20 protein-coding genes are annotated in these 21460 nt (G+C 67.9%); 6 read left to right on the top strand and 14 right to left on the bottom strand.

The window, feature by feature from the left end; all coding sequences use genetic code 11:
* Positions 1-59 precede the first annotated feature (59 nt).
* Positions 60-2009 carry a primosomal protein N' gene (locus AC5Y49_RS20175; RefSeq protein ID WP_499890337.1) on the bottom strand — a complete coding sequence of 650 codons (1950 nt, stop codon included), beginning with the start codon at positions 2007-2009 and terminating at the stop codon, positions 60-62.
* Between the two features lie 75 nt (positions 2010-2084).
* Positions 2085-2807 carry a lysoplasmalogenase gene (locus AC5Y49_RS20170; RefSeq protein ID WP_499890336.1) on the bottom strand — a complete coding sequence of 241 codons (723 nt, stop codon included), beginning with the start codon at positions 2805-2807 and terminating at the stop codon, positions 2085-2087.
* Here AC5Y49_RS20170 and lipI point away from each other — a divergent pair.
* The 3 genes from lipI (at position 2806) to AC5Y49_RS20155 (ending at position 5717) form a co-directional block, all read left to right on the top strand.
* Entirely contained in the window at positions 2806-3744 is a 939-nt protein-coding gene (gene lipI / locus AC5Y49_RS20165) for an esterase LipI (protein WP_499890334.1), read from the top strand. The two genes, AC5Y49_RS20170 and lipI, sit on opposite strands and share 2 nt — an antisense overlap.
* 97 nt (positions 3745-3841) lie before the next feature.
* On the top strand, positions 3842-4132 hold the full coding sequence (locus AC5Y49_RS20160; RefSeq protein ID WP_499890332.1) for a hypothetical protein: 291 nt from the start codon (positions 3842-3844) through the stop codon (positions 4130-4132).
* 94 nt (positions 4133-4226) lie between these two features.
* A complete protein-coding gene (locus AC5Y49_RS20155) occupies positions 4227-5717 on the top strand; it encodes a flavin-containing monooxygenase (RefSeq protein WP_499890330.1) in 1491 nt (496 codons plus the stop codon).
* 38 nt (positions 5718-5755) lie between these two features.
* Here the strand turns inward: AC5Y49_RS20155 and metK are convergent, their stop codons facing one another.
* The 5 genes from metK to mihF form a co-directional block, all read right to left on the bottom strand.
* The gene (metK, locus tag AC5Y49_RS20150; protein ID WP_499890328.1) at positions 5756-6967 is read right to left on the bottom strand and encodes a methionine adenosyltransferase; all 1212 of its coding nucleotides are present in this window, start codon (positions 6965-6967) and stop codon (positions 5756-5758) included.
* A 100-nt stretch (positions 6968-7067) separates the two neighbouring features.
* Complete coding sequence (gene coaBC / locus AC5Y49_RS20145) at positions 7068-8312, bottom strand: bifunctional phosphopantothenoylcysteine decarboxylase/phosphopantothenate--cysteine ligase CoaBC (RefSeq protein ID WP_499890326.1); 1245 nt, start codon at positions 8310-8312, stop codon at positions 7068-7070.
* Between the two features lie 36 nt (positions 8313-8348).
* On the bottom strand, positions 8349-8678 hold the full coding sequence (gene rpoZ / locus AC5Y49_RS20140) for a DNA-directed RNA polymerase subunit omega (RefSeq protein WP_499890324.1): 330 nt from the start codon (positions 8676-8678) through the stop codon (positions 8349-8351).
* Positions 8679-8747: 69 nt separating this feature from the next.
* A complete protein-coding gene (gene gmk / locus AC5Y49_RS20135; RefSeq protein ID WP_499890322.1) occupies positions 8748-9374 on the bottom strand; it encodes a guanylate kinase in 627 nt (208 codons plus the stop codon).
* A gap of 87 nt (positions 9375-9461) precedes the next feature.
* Entirely contained in the window at positions 9462-9779 is a 318-nt protein-coding gene (gene mihF, locus AC5Y49_RS20130; RefSeq protein ID WP_003932123.1) for an integration host factor, actinobacterial type, read from the bottom strand.
* 528 nt (positions 9780-10307) lie between these two features.
* Between mihF and AC5Y49_RS20125 the strand changes: the two genes are divergently transcribed.
* Positions 10308-10715 (top strand): TOBE domain-containing protein, encoded by a 408-nt coding sequence (locus tag AC5Y49_RS20125; RefSeq protein WP_499890318.1) that lies wholly within the window; start codon positions 10308-10310, stop codon positions 10713-10715.
* Positions 10716-10737: 22 nt separating this feature from the next.
* On the opposite strand, the gene pyrF is transcribed toward AC5Y49_RS20125, so the two are convergent.
* From pyrF to pyrR, 7 genes are all read right to left on the bottom strand, one after another.
* Positions 10738-11556 carry an orotidine-5'-phosphate decarboxylase gene (pyrF, locus tag AC5Y49_RS20120; RefSeq protein ID WP_499890315.1) on the bottom strand — a complete coding sequence of 273 codons (819 nt, stop codon included), beginning with the start codon at positions 11554-11556 and terminating at the stop codon, positions 10738-10740.
* Entirely contained in the window at positions 11553-14900 is a 3348-nt protein-coding gene (carB, locus tag AC5Y49_RS20115; RefSeq protein WP_499890311.1) for a carbamoyl-phosphate synthase large subunit, read from the bottom strand. The genes pyrF and carB overlap by 4 nt, the downstream gene beginning before the upstream one ends.
* Positions 14901-14994: 94 nt before the next feature.
* The gene (carA, locus tag AC5Y49_RS20110) at positions 14995-16113 is read right to left on the bottom strand and encodes a glutamine-hydrolyzing carbamoyl-phosphate synthase small subunit (protein ID WP_499890308.1); all 1119 of its coding nucleotides are present in this window, start codon (positions 16111-16113) and stop codon (positions 14995-14997) included.
* Between the two features lie 73 nt (positions 16114-16186).
* Positions 16187-16690, bottom strand: coding sequence for a PH-like domain-containing protein (locus tag AC5Y49_RS20105; protein ID WP_499890305.1), 504 nt, complete (start codon positions 16688-16690; stop codon positions 16187-16189).
* Entirely contained in the window at positions 16687-17979 is a 1293-nt protein-coding gene (locus AC5Y49_RS20100) for a dihydroorotase (protein ID WP_499890300.1), read from the bottom strand. The genes AC5Y49_RS20105 and AC5Y49_RS20100 overlap by 4 nt, the downstream gene beginning before the upstream one ends.
* Positions 17976-18923 (bottom strand): aspartate carbamoyltransferase catalytic subunit, encoded by a 948-nt coding sequence (locus AC5Y49_RS20095; RefSeq protein ID WP_499890296.1) that lies wholly within the window; start codon positions 18921-18923, stop codon positions 17976-17978. Before AC5Y49_RS20095 ends, AC5Y49_RS20100 begins: the two co-directional genes overlap by 4 nt.
* Positions 18920-19483 carry a bifunctional pyr operon transcriptional regulator/uracil phosphoribosyltransferase PyrR gene (pyrR, locus tag AC5Y49_RS20090; protein WP_499890294.1) on the bottom strand — a complete coding sequence of 188 codons (564 nt, stop codon included), beginning with the start codon at positions 19481-19483 and terminating at the stop codon, positions 18920-18922. Before pyrR ends, AC5Y49_RS20095 begins: the two co-directional genes overlap by 4 nt.
* Before the next feature lie 94 nt (positions 19484-19577).
* Here pyrR and AC5Y49_RS20085 point away from each other — a divergent pair, with 94 nt between their 5' ends.
* Both AC5Y49_RS20085 and AC5Y49_RS20080 read left to right on the top strand, forming a co-directional pair.
* Complete coding sequence (locus AC5Y49_RS20085; RefSeq protein WP_499890290.1) at positions 19578-20234, top strand: class I SAM-dependent methyltransferase; 657 nt, start codon at positions 19578-19580, stop codon at positions 20232-20234.
* Positions 20231-21436, top strand: coding sequence for a serine hydrolase domain-containing protein (locus AC5Y49_RS20080; RefSeq protein ID WP_499890286.1), 1206 nt, complete (start codon positions 20231-20233; stop codon positions 21434-21436). The genes AC5Y49_RS20085 and AC5Y49_RS20080 overlap by 4 nt, the downstream gene beginning before the upstream one ends.
* The last annotated feature ends 24 nt before the right edge of the window (positions 21437-21460 follow it).

Genomic DNA, 21460 nt, shown 5'->3' with positions numbered 1-21460 from the left:
TGGTGGCGATACTGGCACGTGCCCGTATAGCGAGTACCCAGTTGAGCCGGTGAATCCGCTCAGCCGATGTGCAATGGATCGACCTGCACGCGCACCGGCTCGTGGTCTTGCCGGGCGCTGAGCATCGCGACGGCCCGGCGCAGTGCCGCTGCCAGCGCCAAACCCTGCTCACGGGGCACCCGCACCAATATCCGGGCTACCGGCAGGTCCGCGGCGGCGCCGGCCGGACGACGCGCGCCGGCCGGCAGATCGACCGGGCCAAGCAGCTCGGCGCCGCCCGGCAGTTGGGTGTGGTCCAGCAGCGCAGCGACCGCGACGGTGCTGCCGTCGAGCGCGGCGATGTGCACACTCGGCGGCAGCCCAACCTCGGCGCGGGCCGCCGACTCGGCTTCGGCGTGCCCGACCGGATCCCACCGGATCAGCGACTGCACGGTCGGAATCGCCGATTCGGCGACAACCGCGACTACCCCGCCGTCGCCGCGGGCACGCACCAGCGCCGCGGCGGCTAGCCAGCGCCGCAGGGTGTCCTCGGCCGCGCGCAGATCCTGCCGGCCCAGCAGCGCCCAGCTGTCCAGTAACAGCGCTGCACCGTAGCCGCCGACTGCCCGCGGTTCGGCTCCCGGGGTGGCGACCACCAGGGCCGCGCGGTCGGCGACTTCCGACACCACCGCCTCACCACCGGACGTGATCACCGTTGTCTGAGGAAATGCCCGGCCGAGTTCCTCAGCGGTGCGCCGGGCGCCGACGACGACGGCACGCACCGCGGTCGAGCCGCAGCGCGGGCACCGCAGTGCGGCATCGACGCGTCCGCACCAGCGGCAGACCGCAGCACCGGTATCGGGCAGCGACAGGGGGCCCGTGCAGTGCCGGCATCGTGCGATCGCCCGGCAGCGTCCGCAGGCCAGCGAGGGCACATAACCTCGGCGGGGTACCTGGACCAGCACCGGCGCGTCGGCATCCAACGCGGAACGCGCGGCCCGCAAGGCAACCGAAGGCAACCGCGCGCTGCGGGCCGCCGGGTCGCGTTCGTCGGCGTAACCGCCGTCGTCGAGTGCGACCACCCGCGGGGTGCGAACCCGCACTACCGGGCGGGCCGCGACGATGTCGTGGGCCCATCCGCTGCGCACCAGCGCATGCGCTTCGGCAGTACGGGCATAGCCGCCGATCAGCGCCGCGCAGCGCGTCTGATGCGCACGCAGCATCGCCACCTCGCGCGCGTGCGGATACGGGGCCCGCGGTTCGGCCAGCGTGTCGTCGCCGTCGTCCCAGACCATGATCAGACCCAGGTCGGTCACCGGGGCGAACACTGCGCTGCGGGTGCCGATGACCAGTCGCGCGCTGCCGCGCAGCGCCGCCAGCCACCGCCGATAGCGTGCGGCGGGTCCCAGTCCGGCCGATAACGCCACGATGCTGGCCGCATCAAGCAGCGCGGTCGCCGCCTGCCACAGTTCGTCCACGTCGCGCTGATCGGGCACCACCGCCAACACTCCCCGACCGGCTTGCACTGTCTGCGCGGCCGCCTCGGCGAACCGGTCGGTCCAGCGCTCGCCGGGCAACGCCTGCCAGACCGCGCGCGCGGCCCGCGACTCAGCCAGCGCAGTCAAAAACTGGCCGCCGCGACCGTAGACCTGCCAGCCGACCGGATCGACCGGCTTAACCACGGGTTGGCTTGGTGGCGTTGCAGTTTCGCGTTCAACCCGGGCATGTCGGGCCGGTATCGCCAGCCGAAGCACGTCGGCTCGGGTGCCGGCGTAGCGTGCAGCGACCGCGTCCACGAGTCGACGGGTCTCCCCGGTGAGCACCACTTCGGCCGAGACGACACGGTCCAGCCAGGCCAGCTTGCCGACATGATCGGTGTCGGTACGGCGTTCCAAGACGAATCCGTCGACCAGTCGGCCGTGGAATCGCACCCGTACCCGCACCCCGGGGTGCGCGTTGTCGGACTGGTCGGCTGCGACCAGATAGTCGAATTCGCGGTCCAGATGCGGCACCGTCAACAGGGGCAGCACCCGGGCGATGGGTTCATGCTCCGCGGGCTGCCGCCTCCCCCCGCGAGCGTGCGTGTCCCCGACCGACACGCCGCGCTAATCTCCGGGTTTGCGCACGCTCGCGGGAGTCCGGCCGAAGAAGAAACCGGCCGTAATCAGGATCTGCGCTGCCGCATAGGTCCACCAGACCGGCACCGCCAACGCTTCATTGCCCAGCACGAACCGGCCGATACCGATCATCGCGTCCGATGCCGCAAAGCACACCGCGCCCACTGCGGTCCAGGCCGTGGGCAGCCGCGCCAGCAGCGCAGCACAGACCATGGCGCCCAGCACCACGATGTAGACGATCACCGGCACCGTGAGGTTTTCGCGCGCCAGCCCCGACCAGAACCACACCAGCAGCGCCAGACACGCCACGCACGTCGCCGCGACCGCCAGCAGACGCGGAAGGGACCGGGCCGCCAGCGGGACCAGCACCCCCAGAAAACACAGGTGCGCCAGCAGGAACGACGCCAGCCCCAGCACGAACGACGTCGTCCACCACGGGATGGCCAACAACACGTCGCCGATCGCCGAGAACACCAGCGCCGGCATCAGCCAGCGCCGCTCGCGGACAATCGGATGCGCAACTGCCGCGCCGACCAGTAGCAGCGCCATCGAGGCTTTGAATATCGGCTGGCCGGTGAACCGCCCGGTCAGTTCGGCGCCCGGGGGCGAACGTAGTGCCGTCACGGTCAGAAATAACCCGTAACCGACCCCTGCCCAGCCGGCCAGCACCCAGGCGCCGCTCACCGTGCGCGGTGCGTACGGTGTCTGCATGTCCGACGACACCGGTTCTGCTATCGACCCCATTCTGCTGAAGGTACTGGATAAGGTGCCGTTCCGGTTATCGCTCGACGACGGGCTCGAGGCGGCCCGGAAACGGTTTCGTGACCTGCCGCGGCGTTCGGTGCACCCGGAGCTGCGAGTCGACAACCGCACCATCGACGGCCCTGACGGGCCTATTGGCGTCAGAATCTATTGGCCCGCAACGGATGCCGTATTGCCGGTGGCGGTGTACTTTCACGGCGGCGGCTTCGTCGTCGGCGATCTGGACACCCACGACGGCACCTGTCGCCAGCACGCCGTCGGCGCCGAGGCGGTCGTGGTATCGGTGGACTACCGGCTGGCACCCGAGCATCCCTATCCCGCTGCCGTTGAGGATGCCTGGGCCGCAACGCAATGGGTCGCCCAGCACGGCAACGAGCTCGGAGCCGACGTCACCCGGTTAGCAGTGGCCGGGGACTCGGCGGGCGGCACCATCGCCGCGGTGATCGCGCAGCGTGCTCGCGACGAAGGCGGCCCGCCGATCGGCTTCCAGCTGTTGTGGTACCCGTCCACGCTGTGGGACTCGTCGCTGCCGTCGTTCACCGAAAACGCCGCGGCGCCGGTCCTGGGCCGCGACGCCGTCGCCACGTTCTCCCGTTGGTACGCAGGCGAAGTCGACCTACGCGAGCCGCCAGCGGGGATGGCGCCGGGACGGGCGAAGAATCTGGCGAACTTGGCGCCGGCGTACATCGCCGTCGCCGGACATGACCCGCTGCGTGACGACGGGCTGCGCTACGGCGAGCTGCTCGACGCCGCCGGCGTCTCCGTCGAGGTGCATAACGCCGCGACGCTGGTACACGGCTACGTCGCCTACGCCGGTGTGGTGCCCGCTGCCACCGAGGCCACGGACCGTGGGCTGGCCGCGCTGAAGAAGGCGCTGCACCGGTAGCGCGTCACCGTTCCTGGCCTGGACCGATGCGAGCGCCCCTATCCACCACTACAGTGGGCGGTTTCCGTGGACACGAACATCGAACAGGAGCCGATTCATGCTGGTACTGACGCCCGCGGCCGCCCAGGCCGTCAAGGCCGTGACCGCCGCGCCAAACGCCCCAGAAGAGGCGGGCCTGCGGATCGCGCCGACCGCGGATGAACAGAACGCCTTGCAGCTCAGCGCGACAGAGGGGCCAGGCGACGGCGACCAGGTCGTGGAGGGCGAGGGCGCCAGGGTCTTCCTGGAACCGCGAGTCGCCGAGTTTTTGGACGACAAGGTGTTGGACGCACGAGTGGACGACGAGGGCGCCCACTTCGTGTTGCTTGACCAAGCAGACCAAGCATGAGTTGATCCCGCAGGTCCGCAACGGGCCGGCGTCGTAGCTCATAGAGTTGCTGCATGATCACCGCATGGGGCACGCATCGTCGGGAGCGGCGGGCATGACGACGAGTACGCAGCCCGACTACCACACCCTTGTCGTCGGCGCCGGATTCTCCGGTATCGGCGCCGCCATCAAACTCGACGAGGCCGGACTCGGTGACTATCTGGTGATCGAAGCCGGCGACGGCGTCGGCGGCACGTGGCACTGGAACACGTATCCCGGTATCGCCGTGGACATTCCGTCGTTTTCCTACCAGTTCTCGTTCGAGCAGCGGCCCGACTGGTCACGAACGTATGCACCGGGCAACGAGCTGAAGGCCTATGCCGAACACTGCACCGACAAGTACCGCATTCGGCCCAAGATCCGGTTCAACACCAAGGTCTTGTCCGCGGAGTTCGACGACGAGCAGGCGCTGTGGCAGGTGCACACCGATCCCGGCGGGGCGGTCACCGCGCGGTTTTTGATCAACGCCAGCGGTGTGCTCACCGTGCCCAAGCTGCCGGACATCGATGGCGTCGACTCGTTCGACGGCATCACGATGCATACCGCGCGCTGGGACCACCAGCAGGACCTGAGCGGTAAGCGGGTCGGCATCATCGGCACCGGCGCCTCGGCAGTTCAGGTGATTCCGGAGATCGCGCCAATCGTCAAGCAGCTCACCGTTTTTCAGCGCACACCTATTTGGTGTTTTCCGAAGTTCGACGTGCCGCTGCCCAAGCCGGCGCGCTGGGCGATGCGGATCCCGGGCGGCAAGGCGGTTCAGCGGTGGGCCAGCCAAGCCTATGTCGAGGCGACCTTCCCGATCCCGGCGCAGTACTTCACGGTATTTCCGATGGCCCGGTGGATGGAACGAGCCGGGCGGGCCTACCTGCGCCAACAGGTCGAGAATCCGGAGGTGCGTGGGCAGCTCACACCCCGTTACGCCGTGGGCTGCAAGCGGCCCGGCTTCCACAACAGCTATCTGTCGACGTTCAACCGCGACAACGTCCGGCTGGTGACCGAGCCGATCGACAAGATCACGCCGTCGGCGGTGGCCACCACGGGTGGCGACAGCCACGAGATCGACGTGCTGGTGCTGGCGACCGGCTTCAAGGTGATGGACACCGACAGCGTGCCGACGTTCGCGGTCAGCGGCAGCGGCGGGCGGTCGCTGAGCCAGTTTTGGGACGAGCACCGGTTGCAGGCTTACGAAGGGGTCAGCATTCCCGGCTTCCCGAACCTGTTCAGCGTGTTCGGCCCCTACGGCTATGTCGGGTCATCGTATTTCGCGCTGATCGAAGCGCAGACACACCACATCGTGCGGTGTCTGAAGCGGGCCGGTCACGACGGCGCGATCCGCGTCGAAGTCACCGAGCAGGCCAACGACCGGTACTTCGCCGAGATGATGCGTCGTCGGCACCGCCAGGTCTTCTGGCAGGACAGCTGCCGGCAGGCCAACAGCTATTACTTCGACAAGAACGGCGATGTGCCGCTGCGGCCCACTACGACCGTCGAGGCCTATTGGCGCAGCCGTCGTTTCGACCTCGACGACTACCGCTTCACGGCTTAACAGCCGAGCGTGAAGCTGCGTTCACGTTGGGCGGAGAATTAGATCGCTGATTTCAGCGCGTCGACCTTGTCCAGCCGCTCCCACGGCAGGTCGACGTCGGTGCGGCCGAAATGGCCGTAGGCGGCGGTCTGCGCGTAGATCGGCCGCAGCAGGTCCAGGTCGCGGATGATCGCGCCGGGCCGCAGGTCGAACACCTCGCCGATGGCCTTCTCGATTTTGATCGGGTCGACGGTCTCGGTGCCGAACGTCTCGACGAACAATCCCACCGGGGCGGCCTTGCCGATGGCGTAGGCGACCTGCACCTCCACCCGCTCGGCCAGCCCGGCGGCCACGACGTTTTTGGCGACCCAGCGCATCGCGTAGGCCGCCGAGCGGTCCACCTTCGACGGATCCTTGCCGGAGAACGCGCCGCCGCCGTGGCGGGCCCAGCCGCCGTAGGTGTCGACGATGATCTTGCGGCCGGTCAGCCCGGCGTCGCCCATCGGACCGCCGAGCACGAACTTGCCGGTCGGGTTGACCAGCAGCCGGCAGTCGGAGGTGTCCATGGTGTCGTGCGCAAGGTCGGACAACACCGTGTTGACGACCTTCTCGCGAATGTCCGGGGTCAGCGTTGCTTCCAAGTCGATGCCGTCGGCGTGTTGGGTGGACAGCACCACGGTGTCCAGGCGCACCGGGACGGCGCCGTCGTACTGGACGGTGACCTGGGTCTTACCGTCCGGCCGCAGGTAGTCCAGCACGCCGTTCTTGCGAACCTCGGTGAGCCGGCGCGACAGCCGGTGCGCCAGCGCGATCGGCAGCGGCATGTACTCGGGGGTGTCTTTGATCGCATAGCCGAACATCAGGCCCTGGTCGCCGGCGCCCTGCGCGTCCAGCGGGTCACCCGCACCCTCGACGCGGGTCTCGTGGGCGGTGTCGACGCCCATGGCGATATCGGGCGACTGGGCGCCGATGCCGATGTTGACACCGCAGGTGGTCCCGTCGAAGCCCTTGTCCGATGAGTCGTAACCGATGTCGAGGATGCGACTGCGGACGGTGTTGGTGATCTCGGCGAACGCTTCCTTCGCCGTCGTCGTCACCTCCCCGACCACATGAACCTGGCCGGTGGTGACCAGCGTCTCGACCGCCACCCGGGACCTCGGATCGTCGGCCAGCAGCGCGTCGAGCACCGAGTCGCTGATCGCGTCACAGATCTTGTCGGGATGGCCCTCGGTTACCGACTCACTGGTGAACAGCCGACCCTTTTCGCTCACACCCAGATCCTTCCCATTCTCCACAAAATGTTAGTTAGGCGAAGTATATCGCCATGTCCGTCGCCCGGCCTGCGGGGCCGGGCGTCACACGATAACGCGCCTACCCGCTGCCGCCCTGCAGAAAGGTGGCGATTGCGTCCACGATACGACTGGCCATCAGCGTCTTGGAGCCATGCTGCAGCGCTGTCTCCGTGCCGTCGGAGCTCAGCAACCAACCGTCGTTGCTGTCCACCTCGAAAGCCTTACCCTCGCCGACGGCGTTGACCACCAGCAGGTCGCAGCCTTTGCGGCGCAGCTTGGCCCGGGCGTGAAACAACACGTCGCCGTTCTCGTCGCCGGTCTCGGCGGCGAACCCGACGATGGCCCGCATGTTGGGCAGTTGGCCGTCGGCGCGGGATCGCACTGCGGTGGCCAGCACGTCGTCGTTGCGGACGAGCTCGATAACCGGCGGCGCCTCGGCGCCCTTCTTGATCTTGGCGGTCGCCACCTGCGACGGACGGAAGTCGGCGACGGCCGCAGCCATCGCCAGCACGTGGGCGTCGGGCGCGTGCTTGGAGACCGCGTCGCGCAGCTGCTGCGCGGAGCTGACGTGCACCACCTCGACGCCGGCGGGGTCGATGAGCCCGGCGGTGTGTCCGGCGATCAGCGTCACCTCAGCGCCGCGCTGGGCGGCCACTCGCGCCAGCGCATAGCCCTGCTTGCCCGAGCTGCGGTTGCCGATGAAGCGCACCGGGTCGATCGGCTCGCGGGTGCCCCCGGCGGTCACCAGCAGCCGGCAGCCGGCCATGTCGTAGGGCAGCGCGTCGTGCCGCTCCAGCAGCAGGTGAACCAGGGTGGTGATCTCCTCGGCCTCGGGCAGCCGGCCGGCGCCGCTGTCGGCGCCGGTAAGCCGCCCGGACGCGGGTTCCAGTACCACTGCACCGCGACGGCGCAGAACCGCGACGTTGTCGACGGTGGCCGGATGTAACCACATCTCGGTGTGCATGGCGGGCGCGAACAGGACCGGACATCGCGCGGTCAGCAGGGTCGCCGTGAGCAGATCGTCGGCCCGGCCGGCGACGGCCCGGGCCAGCAGGTCGGCGGTGGCCGGCGCGACGACGACCAGATCGGCCTGCTGGCCGATCGCGACGTGCGGCACCGCCGGGACATCATCGAAGACGCCGGTGCGCACCGGCTGGCCGGAGAGCGCCTCGAAGGTCGCGGCCCCGACGAAGCGAAGGGCGGATTCGGTGGGGATGACCTGCACCTGATGGCCGGCTTCGGTGAGCTGGCGAACCACGGTGCACGCCTTGTAGGCGGCGATGCCACCCGAAACGCCGACGACGATCCGTTTGCGGTCCATCACTCCCGCTCTTCGAGCATGCCGTGGCGCCTGACCGTCTTATTCGCCTTCGGTGTGCTCGAGCAGGTCGGCGTGGATCTCGCGCATCGCGATCGACAACGGCTTTTCCTGCAGCCCAGGCTCGACCAGCGGCCCGACGTACTCGAGGATGCCTTCACCGAGTTGGTTGTAGTAGTCGTTGATCTGCCGGGCCCGCTTGGCCGCGTAGATCACCAGCGCGTATTTGCTCGACACGCGGTCCAGCAGCTCGTCGATGGGTGGGTTGGTGATGCCCAGCGGCGTGTCGTAGCCGACCGCGCCGGACGCCGGATCCAGTTGATCCATGGTGGAGACGGCGGCAAGTTGGGCGTCGGATTGCGGGGTGCTCACGTAAGTCTTTCTCCTGGCGGCGTAGAGCGGCGGACAATGTGTGGTGGTGAATCGGCTCTAGATGGCGGATCACGCCGTATCCGGCGCGGTGCCCACCAGCAAGGATACCAACTCCGAGCAGGCAGTTTCCAATCGACTGTTCACCACGATCTCATCGAAATCACCCTGAGCTGCCATTTCGGTGCGGGCGGTGGTAAGCCGACGGCGAATTACGTCGGCGGTCTCGGTGCCGCGGCCGACCAATCTGGCCTCCAGCACCTCCCAGCTCGGCGGCGCCAGGAACACAGTGATCGCCTCCGGCAGTGCCTGCTTGACCGCGCGCGCTCCGGCCAGGTCCACCTCGATCAGCACCGGATGGCCGGATTCGGTGGCCGCTCGGACCGGCTGGGCCAGCGTGCCGGACCGGTGTAGCCCGCCGTGGATGTCGGCCCACTCCAGCAGCGCGCCCTCGTCGATCAGCTGCTGAAATCGCGCAGCCGTCACGAAGTGGTAGTCGACACCGTCGACCTCGCCTGGACGGGGTTCCCGAGTCGTCGCCGACACGCTGAAATGCAGGTCGGGGATGCGCTCACGCAGGCAGCGGACCAGCGTCGATTTGCCGACTGCGGAGGGACCGGACAGCACGACGACCCGTCCTGCGGCTTGCGGCCGCAGCCGTGGATCGCGCTCGCCGTCCGGTCCTCCGTCGGCGCTCACCGACTCCCCTCAACTAACGTGCCCGACTGTCCCCCGCAAGCGGGGGGACCCCCGACCCAGGCCGCTCCGGCCTGCATCGTCGCCGGGTTAGGAGAAGTCGAACTTTTCCAGCAGTGCCTTGCGCTGACGATCGCCGAGCCCACGCAGGCGGCGGGTCGGTGCGATTTCGAGCTCGGTCATGATTTCCTGCGCCTTGACCTTGCCTACCTTCGGCAACGCCTCCAGCAGCGCAGATACCTTCATCTTGCCCAAAACCTCGTCGGTCTCAGCATCCTTCAGCACCTGCTTGAGGTTGGTGCCGCCGCGCTTGAGCCGGTCCTTGAGCTCGGCACGCGCTCGACGCGCGGCAGCAGCCTTCTCCAACGCGGCCGCGCGCTGCTCGTCGGTCAACTGGGGAAGGGCCACGATTCCTCCGTCTCATCGATCTTTGGTTTATCTCAGCCGGGTACTCCAGCCAGCGGAGACGACCGTACTCACGGTGCCAGACGAAATCTAACCCGCCCCCCTGGTTAGAGCCACAAAGGCCCAGCGTGCGGGGCGGTGCGGCGGTACTTCGGCAAGGCAGGCGGCGACTTGGCCAGGCACCGTCCCGGCGAGCTACCTTTGCCTGTGCGGGACCCGGATCCGCTGTCTAGCAGGGGTTTTGGGCTGCCGCTCCGGCCTGACACTGGCGAGGCCCACGCGTCGGGACTGCCTCAAAAGGTGCTGACAACCCGAAATTTGATCAATTACGCACGTCACGGCGTGTCGCGCGTGTCGCGCGGCGCTTCGCGCCGGGGCCGGCAACGCGGCTCTCGGCGTTTACCGGGCCCTCGGCGGCGGGATGGGCGGGGCTGGGCCACGCGACAGCTATTACTACGTTGCGTAGTAGGAACTGATGTTGTCCGCGCCGACGGGCCGGTCCGAAGTAGTCGCACAGGATAGGATCGGCTCGTGCCGACGATGCGGATCCGTGAGGCCGCCGAGCTGCTGGGGGTCAGCGACGACACCGTTCGGCGGTGGATCGACCAGGGCACCCTGTCCGTCAGCCACGACCAATCCGGTCGAAAGGTGATCGCCGGCGACGTCCTGGCGGAATTCGCGCGAACCAACGCGCCGCTACAGCCGCCAAACCCGCTCGGCGTCGGCAGTTCGGCACGCAACCGCTTCGTCGGCTTGGTCACCAAAGTGGAGTCGGACAAGGTGATGGCCCGTGTCGAGATGCAGTGCGGACCGTTCACGGTCGTATCCCTGATGAGCGCCGAGGCCGCTCGCGAGTTGGAGCTGGAGCCTGGCAGCGTCGCGGTGGCCGTCGTCAAGGCCACCACCGTGATCGTCGAAACACCCGGGCAGTCCGCCTAACCAGACGCAAGGCGGGTTCGCGCTAGCCCGCCGTCAGGTATGCGACCGCGTCGCGCATCTGCTCGCCGGCCGCGCGGAGAGCGACGACGTCCGGTCCGGCCCGCAGCACGTCGCGCGACACCGCGGGCCATAGCTGGTTTGAGCTCGCCCCACCCAGGTGCGACAACGCGTCGGGCCGGCCGCCCTGGGCGCCGATACCAGGTAGCAGCACCGGTCCAACGAGGTCGCTGAGATCGGGTACCTCGGCCAGCGTCGCGCCGACGACAACCCCGACCGAAGCGGGTTGGCGGGTCCGGTTCCACACGGTGACGTCGTCGACCACGGTCTGCGCAACAGTGCGACCGCCGCTCATGGCCCGCTGCACGCCGGCACCTTCCGGGTTGGACGTCGCGGCCAGTACGAACACTCCCCGCCCGCGGGTCGCCGCGGTGTCCAGCAGCGGCTGCAGCGAACCGAATCCCAGATAGGGCGAGGCCGTCACCGCGTCGGCCGTCAGCGGCGACTCGCCCAGCCACGCTTCGGCGTAGGCGGCCATCGTCGACCCGATGTCACCCCGTTTGGCGTCGGCCAGCACCAGCACACCAGCGGCACGCAGGGCGCCGATCGTGCGCTCCAAAACCTGATATCCGCCGGCACCATAGGCCTCGAAAAACGCCACTTGCGGTTTGACCATGGCGAACCCGGCGAACGCCTGCACACAGGTGTCGCAGAACGCTGCCAAACCGTCGGGTGTCAGCGGCAGATCCCAGCTGCGCAACAGTTCAGGATGCGGGTCTATACCAAGACATAACGGTCCGCGCTGCGACCTGGCCTCGGCCAGTTTGGCGCCGAATCCGGTCATGCTCGATGGTCGCCGATGGCGCTGTGCAACTCTTGCAGCGAGCGCACGCCGATGTCTCCGCGGATTCCTGCTTCGATGCCCTGGACGGCAGCCGAGGCGCCCTGCACGGTCGTCACGCAGGGGATGTTCATTCCCACTGCCGCCGAACGGATCTCGTAGCCGTCGATGCGAGGGCCGGAGTTGCCGTAGGGCGTATTGATCACCATGTCGACCTCACCGGCGCGGATCGCGTCGACTGCCGACAGCGGCGGCCGGTCCGGTTGCGGCGGTTCGAAATGCTTGCGCACCTCGTCGCAGGGAATACCGTTACGGCGCAACATCTCCGCGGTGCCTTCGGTGGCCAGCACCCGAAAGCCCAAGTCGGCCAGCCGCTTGACCGGGAACACCAGCGACCGCTTGTCACGGTTGGCCACCGACACGAACACCGTGCCCTGCGCCGGCAACGAACCGTAGGCCGCGGTTTGGCTTTTGGCGAATGCGCTGCCGAAGTCGCGGTCGATGCCCATGACCTCGCCGGTCGATTTCATCTCAGGGCCCAGCAGCGAGTCGATTCCGGACCCGTCGGCGGTGCGGAACCGGTGGAACGGCAACACCGCTTCCTTGACCGCGATGGGTGCGTGCGGCGCGGCGCTGGCGCCGTCACCGGAGACCTCCAGTAGCTTCTCGGAGCGCAGCTGGGCAATGGTGGCGCCCAGCATGATTCGCGCGCAGGCCTTGGCCAGCGGTATCGCCGTTGCCTTCGAGACGAAGGGCACGGTGCGGCTGGCGCGGGGGTTGGCCTCCAGCACGTAGAGCACGTCGTCCTTCAGCGCGAATTGCACATTGAGCAGCCCCACCACGCCGATGCCGTGCGCGATCGCCTCGGTGGCCCGTCGCACCTTGTCGATATCGGTGCGCCCCAGCGTGACCGGAGGAAGCGCGCACGCCGAGTCCCCGGAGTGGATGCCGGCCTCTTCGATGTGCTCCATGATGCCGCCGATATAGACTTCGCTGCCATCGCACAATGCGTCGACGTCGATTTCGATCGCATCCTCGAGGAAGCGGTCGACCAGCACCGGGTGCTCGGGCGACAACTCGGTGGCGCGGGCGATGTAGCCCTGCAACGTCTCGTCGTCGTAGACGATCTCCATGCCCCGACCGCCCAGCACATACGACGGCCGCACCAGCACCGGGTAGCCAATCTCGGCAGCGATCCGGCGGGCCTGCTCGAAGGTTGTCGCGGTGCCGAACCGTGGTGCCGGCAGCCCGGCCGCATTGAGCACGTCGCCGAAGGCGCCGCGGTCTTCGGCCAAATCAATGGCTTCCGGCGGCGTTCCGACGATCGGCACGCCGGCGTCGGCGAGCCGTTGCGCCAGACCAAGCGGCGTCTGGCCGCCGAGCTGCACGATGACACCGACCACTCCCGGACCACCGATGCCCGACTGGGACTCGGCGTAAAACACCTCCAGCACGTCCTCGAAGGTCAGCGGCTCGAAGTACAACCGGTCGGCGGTGTCGTAGTCGGTGGAGACGGTCTCCGGGTTGCAGTTGACCATCACCGTCTCAAAGCCGGCCCGCGACAACGTGGTTGCCGCATGTACACAGCTGTAGTCGAACTCGATACCTTGGCCGATGCGGTTAGGGCCCGACCCGAGGATGAGCACCTTGGGTTTGTCGGTCTGCGGTGCCACCTCGGTCTCAGCGGCCGGGTCGAGCTCGTAGCTGCTGTAGTGGTACGGCGTCTTGGCCTCGAATTCCGCCGCGCAGGTGTCCACAGTCTTGTACACCGGGTGGATGCCCAGCCGTCCCCGCAGTGACCGCACGCCGTCCTCGCCGGCCAATTCCGGTCGCAGCGCGGCGATCTGGCGGTCGGACAGGCCGTTGTGCTTGGCGCGCTGCAGCAGATCCACGTCGAGCACCGCGGCGTCGGCCAGCTCGCGCCGCAGCACCACAAGCTCGGCGATCTGTGCGACGAACCACGGATCGACGCCGGATGCGTCCGACACCTGCTCGACCGAGGCGCCCAGCCGCAACGCCAGCTCGATGTCGTAGAGCCGGCCCTCGGTCGGGGTGCGCAGCCGTTGCAGGGTGTCCTCGACGTCTGTTTGCGGGTCCGCCTTGGTCCAGAACCCGGCACGACTGGTTTCCAGCGATCGCATCACCTTGCCGAGCGCCTCGACGAAGTTGCGGCCCAACGACATTGCCTCGCCGACGGATTTCATCGTGGTGGTCAGCGTCGGATCGGCGCCAACGAACTTCTCGAACGCGAACCGCGGCGCCTTGACCACGACGTAGTCCAGCGTGGGTTCGAAACAGGCCGGGGTTTCTTTGGTGATGTCGTTGAGGATCTCGTCGAGGGTGTAGCCGATGGCCAGTTTGGCCGCGATCTTGGCGATCGGGAATCCGGTGGCCTTGGACGCCAGCGCCGAGGACCGCGACACCCGCGGATTCATCTCGATGACGATCAGCCGACCGTCGCGCGGGTTGACCGCGAACTGAATGTTGCAGCCGCCGGTATCCACGCCCACCTCGCGCAGAATCGCGATGCCCAGATCCCGCATCCGCTGGTATTCCCGATCGGTCAACGTCATCGCCGGCGCGACGGTCACCGAGTCACCAGTGTGCACACCCATCGGGTCGACGTTTTCGATCGAGCACACCACCACGACGTTGTCGTTGCCGTCGCGCATCAGCTCGAGTTCGAATTCCTTCCAGCCGTAGATCGATTCTTCGATCAGCACGTTGGCGCTCGGTGAGGCGGCCAGCCCGGCGCCGGCCATCCGATCGACTTCCTCAGCGCTGTGCGCCATTCCCGAGCCGAGACCGCCCATCGTGAAGCTCGGCCGTACGACCACCGGCAGCCCAAGCTCGTCGACGGTCTCGCGGACCTCGTCCATCGTGAAACACACGCGGCTGCGCGCGGATTCGCCACCGACCTTGGCGACGATGTCTTTAAACCGCTGCCGGTCCTCGCCGCGCTGGATGGCGTCGAAATCAGCGCCGATCAGCTCGACGCCGTAGCGCTCCAAAACCCCGTTCTCGTAGAGCGCGACCGCGGTGTTGAGTGCGGTTTGGCCACCCAGAGTGGCCAACAGCGCGTCGATCTTGTTGCCGCGCTCGGCCTGCTGGGCGATGACCCGTTCGACGAAGCCCGGGGTGATCGGCTCGACGTAGGTGTGGTCGGCATACTCCGGGTCGGTCATGATGGTGGCCGGGTTGGAGTTGACCAGGCTTACCTGCAGCCCCTCGGCGCGCAGCACCCGGCAGGCCTGAGTGCCCGAATAGTCGAACTCGCAGGCCTGCCCGATGACGATGGGGCCCGAGCCGATCACCAAGACATGGTTGAGGTCATTGCGACGCGGCACTAGTTGCCCACCCTTCTGGCGCGAGCGTGCGTGTTCCCGCCCGCACTCCGCATGCCATCTGGAACACGCACGCTCGCGGTAATGGTGAGGGGGCTCATCGCCGGGCCTCCATCAAGTCTACGAACTGGTCGAACAGGTATTCCGCGTCGTGCGGGCCGGCGGCGGCCTCCGGATGATATTGCACCGAGAAAGCCTGCCCATCAACAAGTTTGACGCCTTCCACGACACCGTCGTTGGCGCAGGTATGGCTGACGACGGCCGGGCCGAATGGTGTGTCGAACCGCTGCCCTGCCTCGCCCTCCAGGGCGAAGCCATGGTTCTGCGCGGTCACCGCGACCCGCCCGGTGGCATGATCCATCACCGGGATGTTGATCCCGCGGTGGCCGAACACCATCTTGTAGGTGGACAGGCCCAACGCGCGGCCCAGGATCTGGTTGCCGAAACAAATGCCGAACAACGGGATTCCGGCGCCCAGCACCTCTCGGGTCAGCTCGACGATATGCGCGGCGGTGGCCGGGTCGCCCGGACCATTGGACAAGAACACGCCGTGCGGCCTGATCTCGGCGATCTGGTCGAAGGTCGTCGACGACGGCAGCACATGGCTGCGGATGCCGCGGCGGGCGAAGTTGCGCGGCGTGTTGGTCTTGATCCCGAGATCCAGCGCGGCCACGGTAAACCGTTGCGGCCCGTCAGGGTCGACGACATAGCTGCCGTCGGTGCTGACTTGGCCCGCCAGGTCGGCGCCCAGCATCGCCTGCTGGCCCTGCACCCGCTGTAACAGCTCCTCGGGGTCGGCGAGCGCCGCGCCGGAGAACACACCCGCCTTCATCGATCCGCGGCTGCGCAAATGCCGCACGACCGCGCGGGTGTCGATGCCGGCGATCCCGACAATCTGTTGGCGCGCCAGTTCGTCTTCGAGGGTGGTGGTGGCCCGCCAGTTCGACGGCCGCGGCGAGGGATCCCGCACGGCGTAGCCGGCGACCCAGATTCGATCGCCGCGGCTCTCGGCGTCCTCGTCGTTCCAACCGGTGTTGCCGATCTGCGGTGCAGTAGCTATCACGATCTGACGGTGGTAGCTGGGATCGGTCAGCGTCTCCTGATAACCCGACATCCCAGTGGAAAACACCGCTTCACCAAGCGTCTGGCCGATCGCCCCGAACGGAGTCCCGGTGAAGATCCGGCCGTCCTCGAGGACCAGCACTGCTTTACTCATGAGCGCCACTCTCCCCCGCAAGCGGGCGGTGCCCCCGCCTCATCGCTGCGTACCAAATTGTCGCCGGCGCACGTCATGATGCTTCCTCCGGCAGCCAGCGGGCGTAGTCGTCGCGGTTGTCGCCGCAAAAGCCGGTGTCGATCTCGGCGCCGGACGGCAGCCGCCAACGGATCGCCAGGATCCCGTTGCGCGGGGTTACCTTGCCGACTATGCCGCGTTCAGTGCGGATGGCGCTGATCGACTCTTGCGGAATCCAGATCGGCCGGGCGCCGCTGCGTTGCACCATGATCCCTTCCGGATAGCGGGTGAGTACCGCCTTGGTGCGGTAGCCCAGATCGCCGACCGCGACCCGGTCGTGCCAGCTGGGCACCAGCGTGCAACCGACGTATACGCCGCGTGTCGGCGCGACGGTGGGCGCGCCCACCGTGTCGGGTACCGGCGGCAGCGTGCCGACCAGCGCAGCCTGCCGTTCGCCGCGACGGCGCCAACCGCGGATCATCAGCTGGATCACGAACGTGATTCCCACCACCAACACAGCGGCGAAGATCAGCGAGATGACCAGCGTCCCGGAGTTCACGCGGGGCTCTTTCCGTCGCGCGCGGTGACCTTGCCACGCAACAGCGTCGCGGTCACCGCTGCAGGCAGCGTCATCGATTCGTAGGGCGTGTTGGCCGATCGGCTGGCCAACTCCGCGCCGGTTACCGTCCAGCTGGCGTCCGGATCCACCACGGTCAGGTTGGCCGGTTCGCCAACATCCAGCGGACGGCCCTGATCGGGCAGCCGCGCGATGCGGGCGGGATTTTCGCTCATCACCCGCGCCACGTCCCGCCAGGACAGCAGGCCTGGAACCACCATCGTCTGCACCACCACCGATAGCGCGGTCTGCAATCCGAGCATGCCGGGCAGCGCAGTGGCGAACTCGACGCACTTCTCGTGCTCCGCGTGAGGGGCGTGATCGGTGGCCACACAGTCGATTACCCCGTCAGCCAAGGCCTGACGCAGCGCGATGGCGTCAGTGGCTTCGCGCAGCGGCGGGTTGACCCGGTTGCGCCCGTCGTAGCTGGCGAGTCGGCTGTCGTCGAGCAGCAGGTGATGCGGTGTCACCTCCGCGGTAATGGAGATCCCTTGCTGCTTAGCCCATTTCAGTAGCTCTACGGTGCCGGCGGTGGAGGCATGGCAGATGTGTACCCGGGCGCCGGCGTCGCGGGCCAGCAGCGCGTCACGGGCGACGATCGACTCTTCGGCCGCGCGGGGCCATCCCGACAGCCCCAGCCGCGCCGCATTGGGGCCCTCATGGGCGACGGCGCCGGCCGTCAACCGTGGCTCCTCGGCGTGCTGGGCGACCAGCACACCGAGGCCGGTCGCATACTCCAGGGCGCGGCGCATCACCAGTGGGTCGTAGACGCACTTGCCATCGTCCGAGAACATCCGCACCTGTGCGGCGCCGGCGGCCATCATGCCCATCTCGGTGAGCTGGGTGCCGGCCAGGCCGACGGTGACCGCTCCGACCGGGTGCACGTCGACCAGGCCGACCTGCTGGCCGCGATGCCAGACGTGGTCGGTGACCACCGGGCTGTCGGCGACGGGATTGGTGTTGGCCATGGCGAACACCGCGGTGTAGCCGCCGAGCGCAGCTGCGGCCGAACCGGTTTCGATGTCCTCGGCGTATTCGCGGCCCGGTTCACGGAGATGGGTGTGCAGATCGACAAATCCCGGTAGCAATACCTGGCCGGTGGCGTCGATCACATCGGCGGAATCGGGAATCGCCAGTCCCGCGCCGATTTCGGCGATCTGACCGTCGTCGACCAGCACGTCAACCCGGTCTCCCTCGCCGTAGCGGTGCACACCGCGGATCAGCACACTCACGCTGCGATATCCTCCGCCCCCACCAGCAGGTGGAACAACACTGCCATTCGCACATGCACCCCGTTGGAAACCTGCTGCAGCACCGCCGATTGCGAAGAGTCGGCCACTGAGAACGCGATCTCCATGCCGCGCAGCATCGGGCCCGGATGCAGCACCACGGCGTGGCCGGGCAGCATGGCCTGCCGCCGGTCGGAGAGCCCGTAGAGCACCGAATACTCGCGCGCAGTGGGGAAAAAGCCGCCGTTCATCCGCTCGGCCTGCACCCGCAGCATCAGCACCGCATCGGCGGCGGGCAGTTCGGCGTCCAGGTCGTAGGACACGGTGACCGGCCAGTCGGCGACCCCGACCGGCAGCAGCGTGGGCGGCGCAACCAGCACCACTTCGGCTCCCAGGGTCGCCAACAGCATCACGTTAGAGCGGGCGACCCGGCTGTGCAGGATGTCACCGACGATCACGACGCGCCGGCCCTCGATGCCGCCGAGCCGCTGCCGGATGGTCAGGGCGTCCAGCAGCGCCTGGGTCGGATGCTCGTGGGTGCCGTCGCCGGCGTTGATCACCGACGGCCCGCCGGAGTCGGTGGCGGTCCAGTCGGCGAGCCGATGCGCCGCACCCGAGGCCGGATGGCGGATCACCAATGCGTCGGCGCCGGCGGCGCGCAGCGTCAGGGCGGTATCGCGCAGCGACTCCCCTTTGGCCACTGAGGATCCCGTCGCACTGACGTTGATCACGTCGGCGCTCATCCACTTGCCGGCCACCTCGAACGACACCCGGGTACGGGTGGAGTTCTCGTAGAACATGGTGATCACGGTGCGCCCGCGCAGCGTGGGCAGCTTGCGCACCTCGCGACCGACCAGGGCCTCGGCGAACCGGTCGGCGTCGTCGAGGATCGCGGTGGCGTCGTCGCGGGACAGGTCACCGGCCGCCAACAGATGCCTCGGGCTCATCGGGAGATCACCACCCCATCACGGTCGTCGTGCTCGACCAGCAGCACGTGCACACTCTCGCTGCGCGAGGTCGGCACGTTCTTGCCCACGTAGTCGGCGCGCACCGGCAGCTCACGGTGGCCGCGGTCGACCAGCACCGCCAACTGCACGGCCCGCGGCCGGCCCTGGTCGCGCAGCGCGTCGAGCGCCGAGCGCACCGACCGTCCGGAGTAGAGCACGTCGTCGACGAGGATCACCAGCGCGTCGTCGATGCCGCCGACCGGGATCGAGGTGGCCTCCAGTGGGCGCGGCGGCTTTTGCATCAGGTCGTCGCGGTACAGGGTGATGTCCAAAGCACCGCAGGCGACCTCGACGCCGGCGAACTCGGCGATGTGAGCGGCCAGCCGCTCGGCCAGCGCCACCCCGCGGGTCGGGATGCCCAACAGCACCACCCTCGGCGCGTCGGGTCCGTCCAGCGCGGTCTTTTCGATGATCTGGTGCGCAATACGGGAAATGGTGCGGCTCACGTCGGCCGCCGACATCAATTCGCGGCCGGTGCCGGTGTCACCCGCAGCACCCATGCGAGACCTTGACCTCCTTCTCCGCCTCACCGGACGGATCGTTAAAGGATGTCGACTGCCCGGCAGCCTAGCACTGCCAACTACCCTGGCGAAAATGACAGGCACCGAATCGTCCGGCTTTTCGGGTATCGATTTCGACGCCCTCTACCGCGGCGAAAGCCCGGGCGGGGGCCGGCCGGCGGTGACGACGCCGCCCTGGGACACCAAGGCACCCAAGGACAACGTCGTCGCCTGGCAGGAGCAGGGCCTGGTGCACGGTGAGGTCCTCGACGTCGGTTGCGGTCTCGGTGACAACGCCGTCTATCTGGCCCGCCAGGGTTTCCGTGTCACCGGGCTGGACATCTCGCCGACCGCGCTGATCACCGCCGAGCGCCGCGCCAGGGACGCGGGCGTGCAGGTGACGTTCACGGTGGGCGACGCGACGACCCTGGCCGGCTACACCGACGCCTTCGACACCGTCATCGACAGCGGCATGTTCCACTGCCTCGACGAGGACGGCAAACGCAGCTACGCCGGCGCGGTGCACCGCGCCACTCGGGCCGGCGCCACCTTGTTGCTCAGCTGCTTCTCCGACGCCAACCCGCCGGACGAGGACTGGCCGCGGCCCGCGGTGTCTGAGCAGACGCTGCGCGACGTGCTCGGCAATGCGGGCTGGGACATCGAGTCGCTGGAACCGGCGGCGGTGTACCGCGAAGGGTGGGGCGGCGAGATGGTGTTCTGGTACGTCCATGCGCAACGGCGGGCCGAGTGAATCTCGAGGGAAATCAGACCTCCATCCGGGAGGCCTGCGACGCCGGGCTGCTCGCTGGCGCATTGACCATGGTGTGGCAGCGCGGAAAAGTGTTGCAGGTCAACGAGGTCGGTTACCGCGACCTCGACGCCGGGCTGCCGATGCAGCGCGACACGCTGTTTCGCATCGCGTCGATGAGCAAGCCGGTCACCGTCGCCGCCGCGATGAGCTTGGTTGACGAGGGCAAGCTCGCGTTGCGCGCGCCGATCTCACGCTGGCTGCCCGAGTTCACCGAGATGCGCGTGCTCGACGATCCGGCTGGACCCCTGGGTCGGACACATCCGGCGCAGCGGGCGATCCTGGTCGAAGACCTGCTCACCCACACCAGCGGTCTGGCATACGGATTCTCAGTCGGCGGTCCGATCTCGCGGGCATATGTCCGGTTGCCGTTCAGTCAAGGTCCCGACACCTGGCTGGCCGCGCTGGCGGAACTGCCGCTGGTCCATCAACCGGGTGACCGGGTCACCTACAGTCACGGCATCGACGTGGCCGGCGTGCTGGTCTCGCGGATCGAGGGCAAGCCATTTCACCAGGTTCTCGACGAACGGATTCTGCAGCCGCTGGGCATGACCGACACCGGGTTCTGCGTCTCGGTCGAGGGGCGGCGGCGAGCCGCAACGATGTACCGGCTCGATGAGAACGACCGGCTGCGCGACGACGCAATGGGGCCGCCCCACCTGACGATGCCGAATTTCTGCAACGCCGGCGGCGGACTGTGGTCGACGGCCGACGACTATCTGCGATTCGTCGAAATGCTGCTGGCTAACGGCACTCTCGACGGCGTACGCGTGCTGTCAGAAGAGTCGACGCGCGCGATGCGCACCGACCGGCTCACCGCCGAGCAGAAGCGACATTCGTTTTTGGGAGCGCCGTTCTGGATCGGTCGCGGGTTCGGGCTGAACCTTTCGGTGGTGACCGATCCGGCCAAGTCGGCACCGTTGTTCGGGCCCGGCGGCCTGGGCACATTCAGTTGGCCGGGGGCCTACGGGACGTGGTGGCAGGCCGATCCGGCGGCCGACCTGATCCTGCTGTACCTGGTGCAGAATCTGCCCACGCTGTCATCGGATGCGGCCGCCGCGGTCGGGGGGAACACGTCGCAGGCCAGACTGCAAGCCGTACAACCGAAGTTCGTGCGCCGCACCTACCGCGCGTTGGGGCTGTAGGGCTTCGCCGAGATCGACGCTAGC

It is taken from the genome of Mycobacterium sp. NGS62, assembly GCF_059812285.1.
The sequence above is the reverse complement of the archived record's forward strand: the minus strand, read 5'-3'. Positions and strand labels throughout refer to the sequence as shown.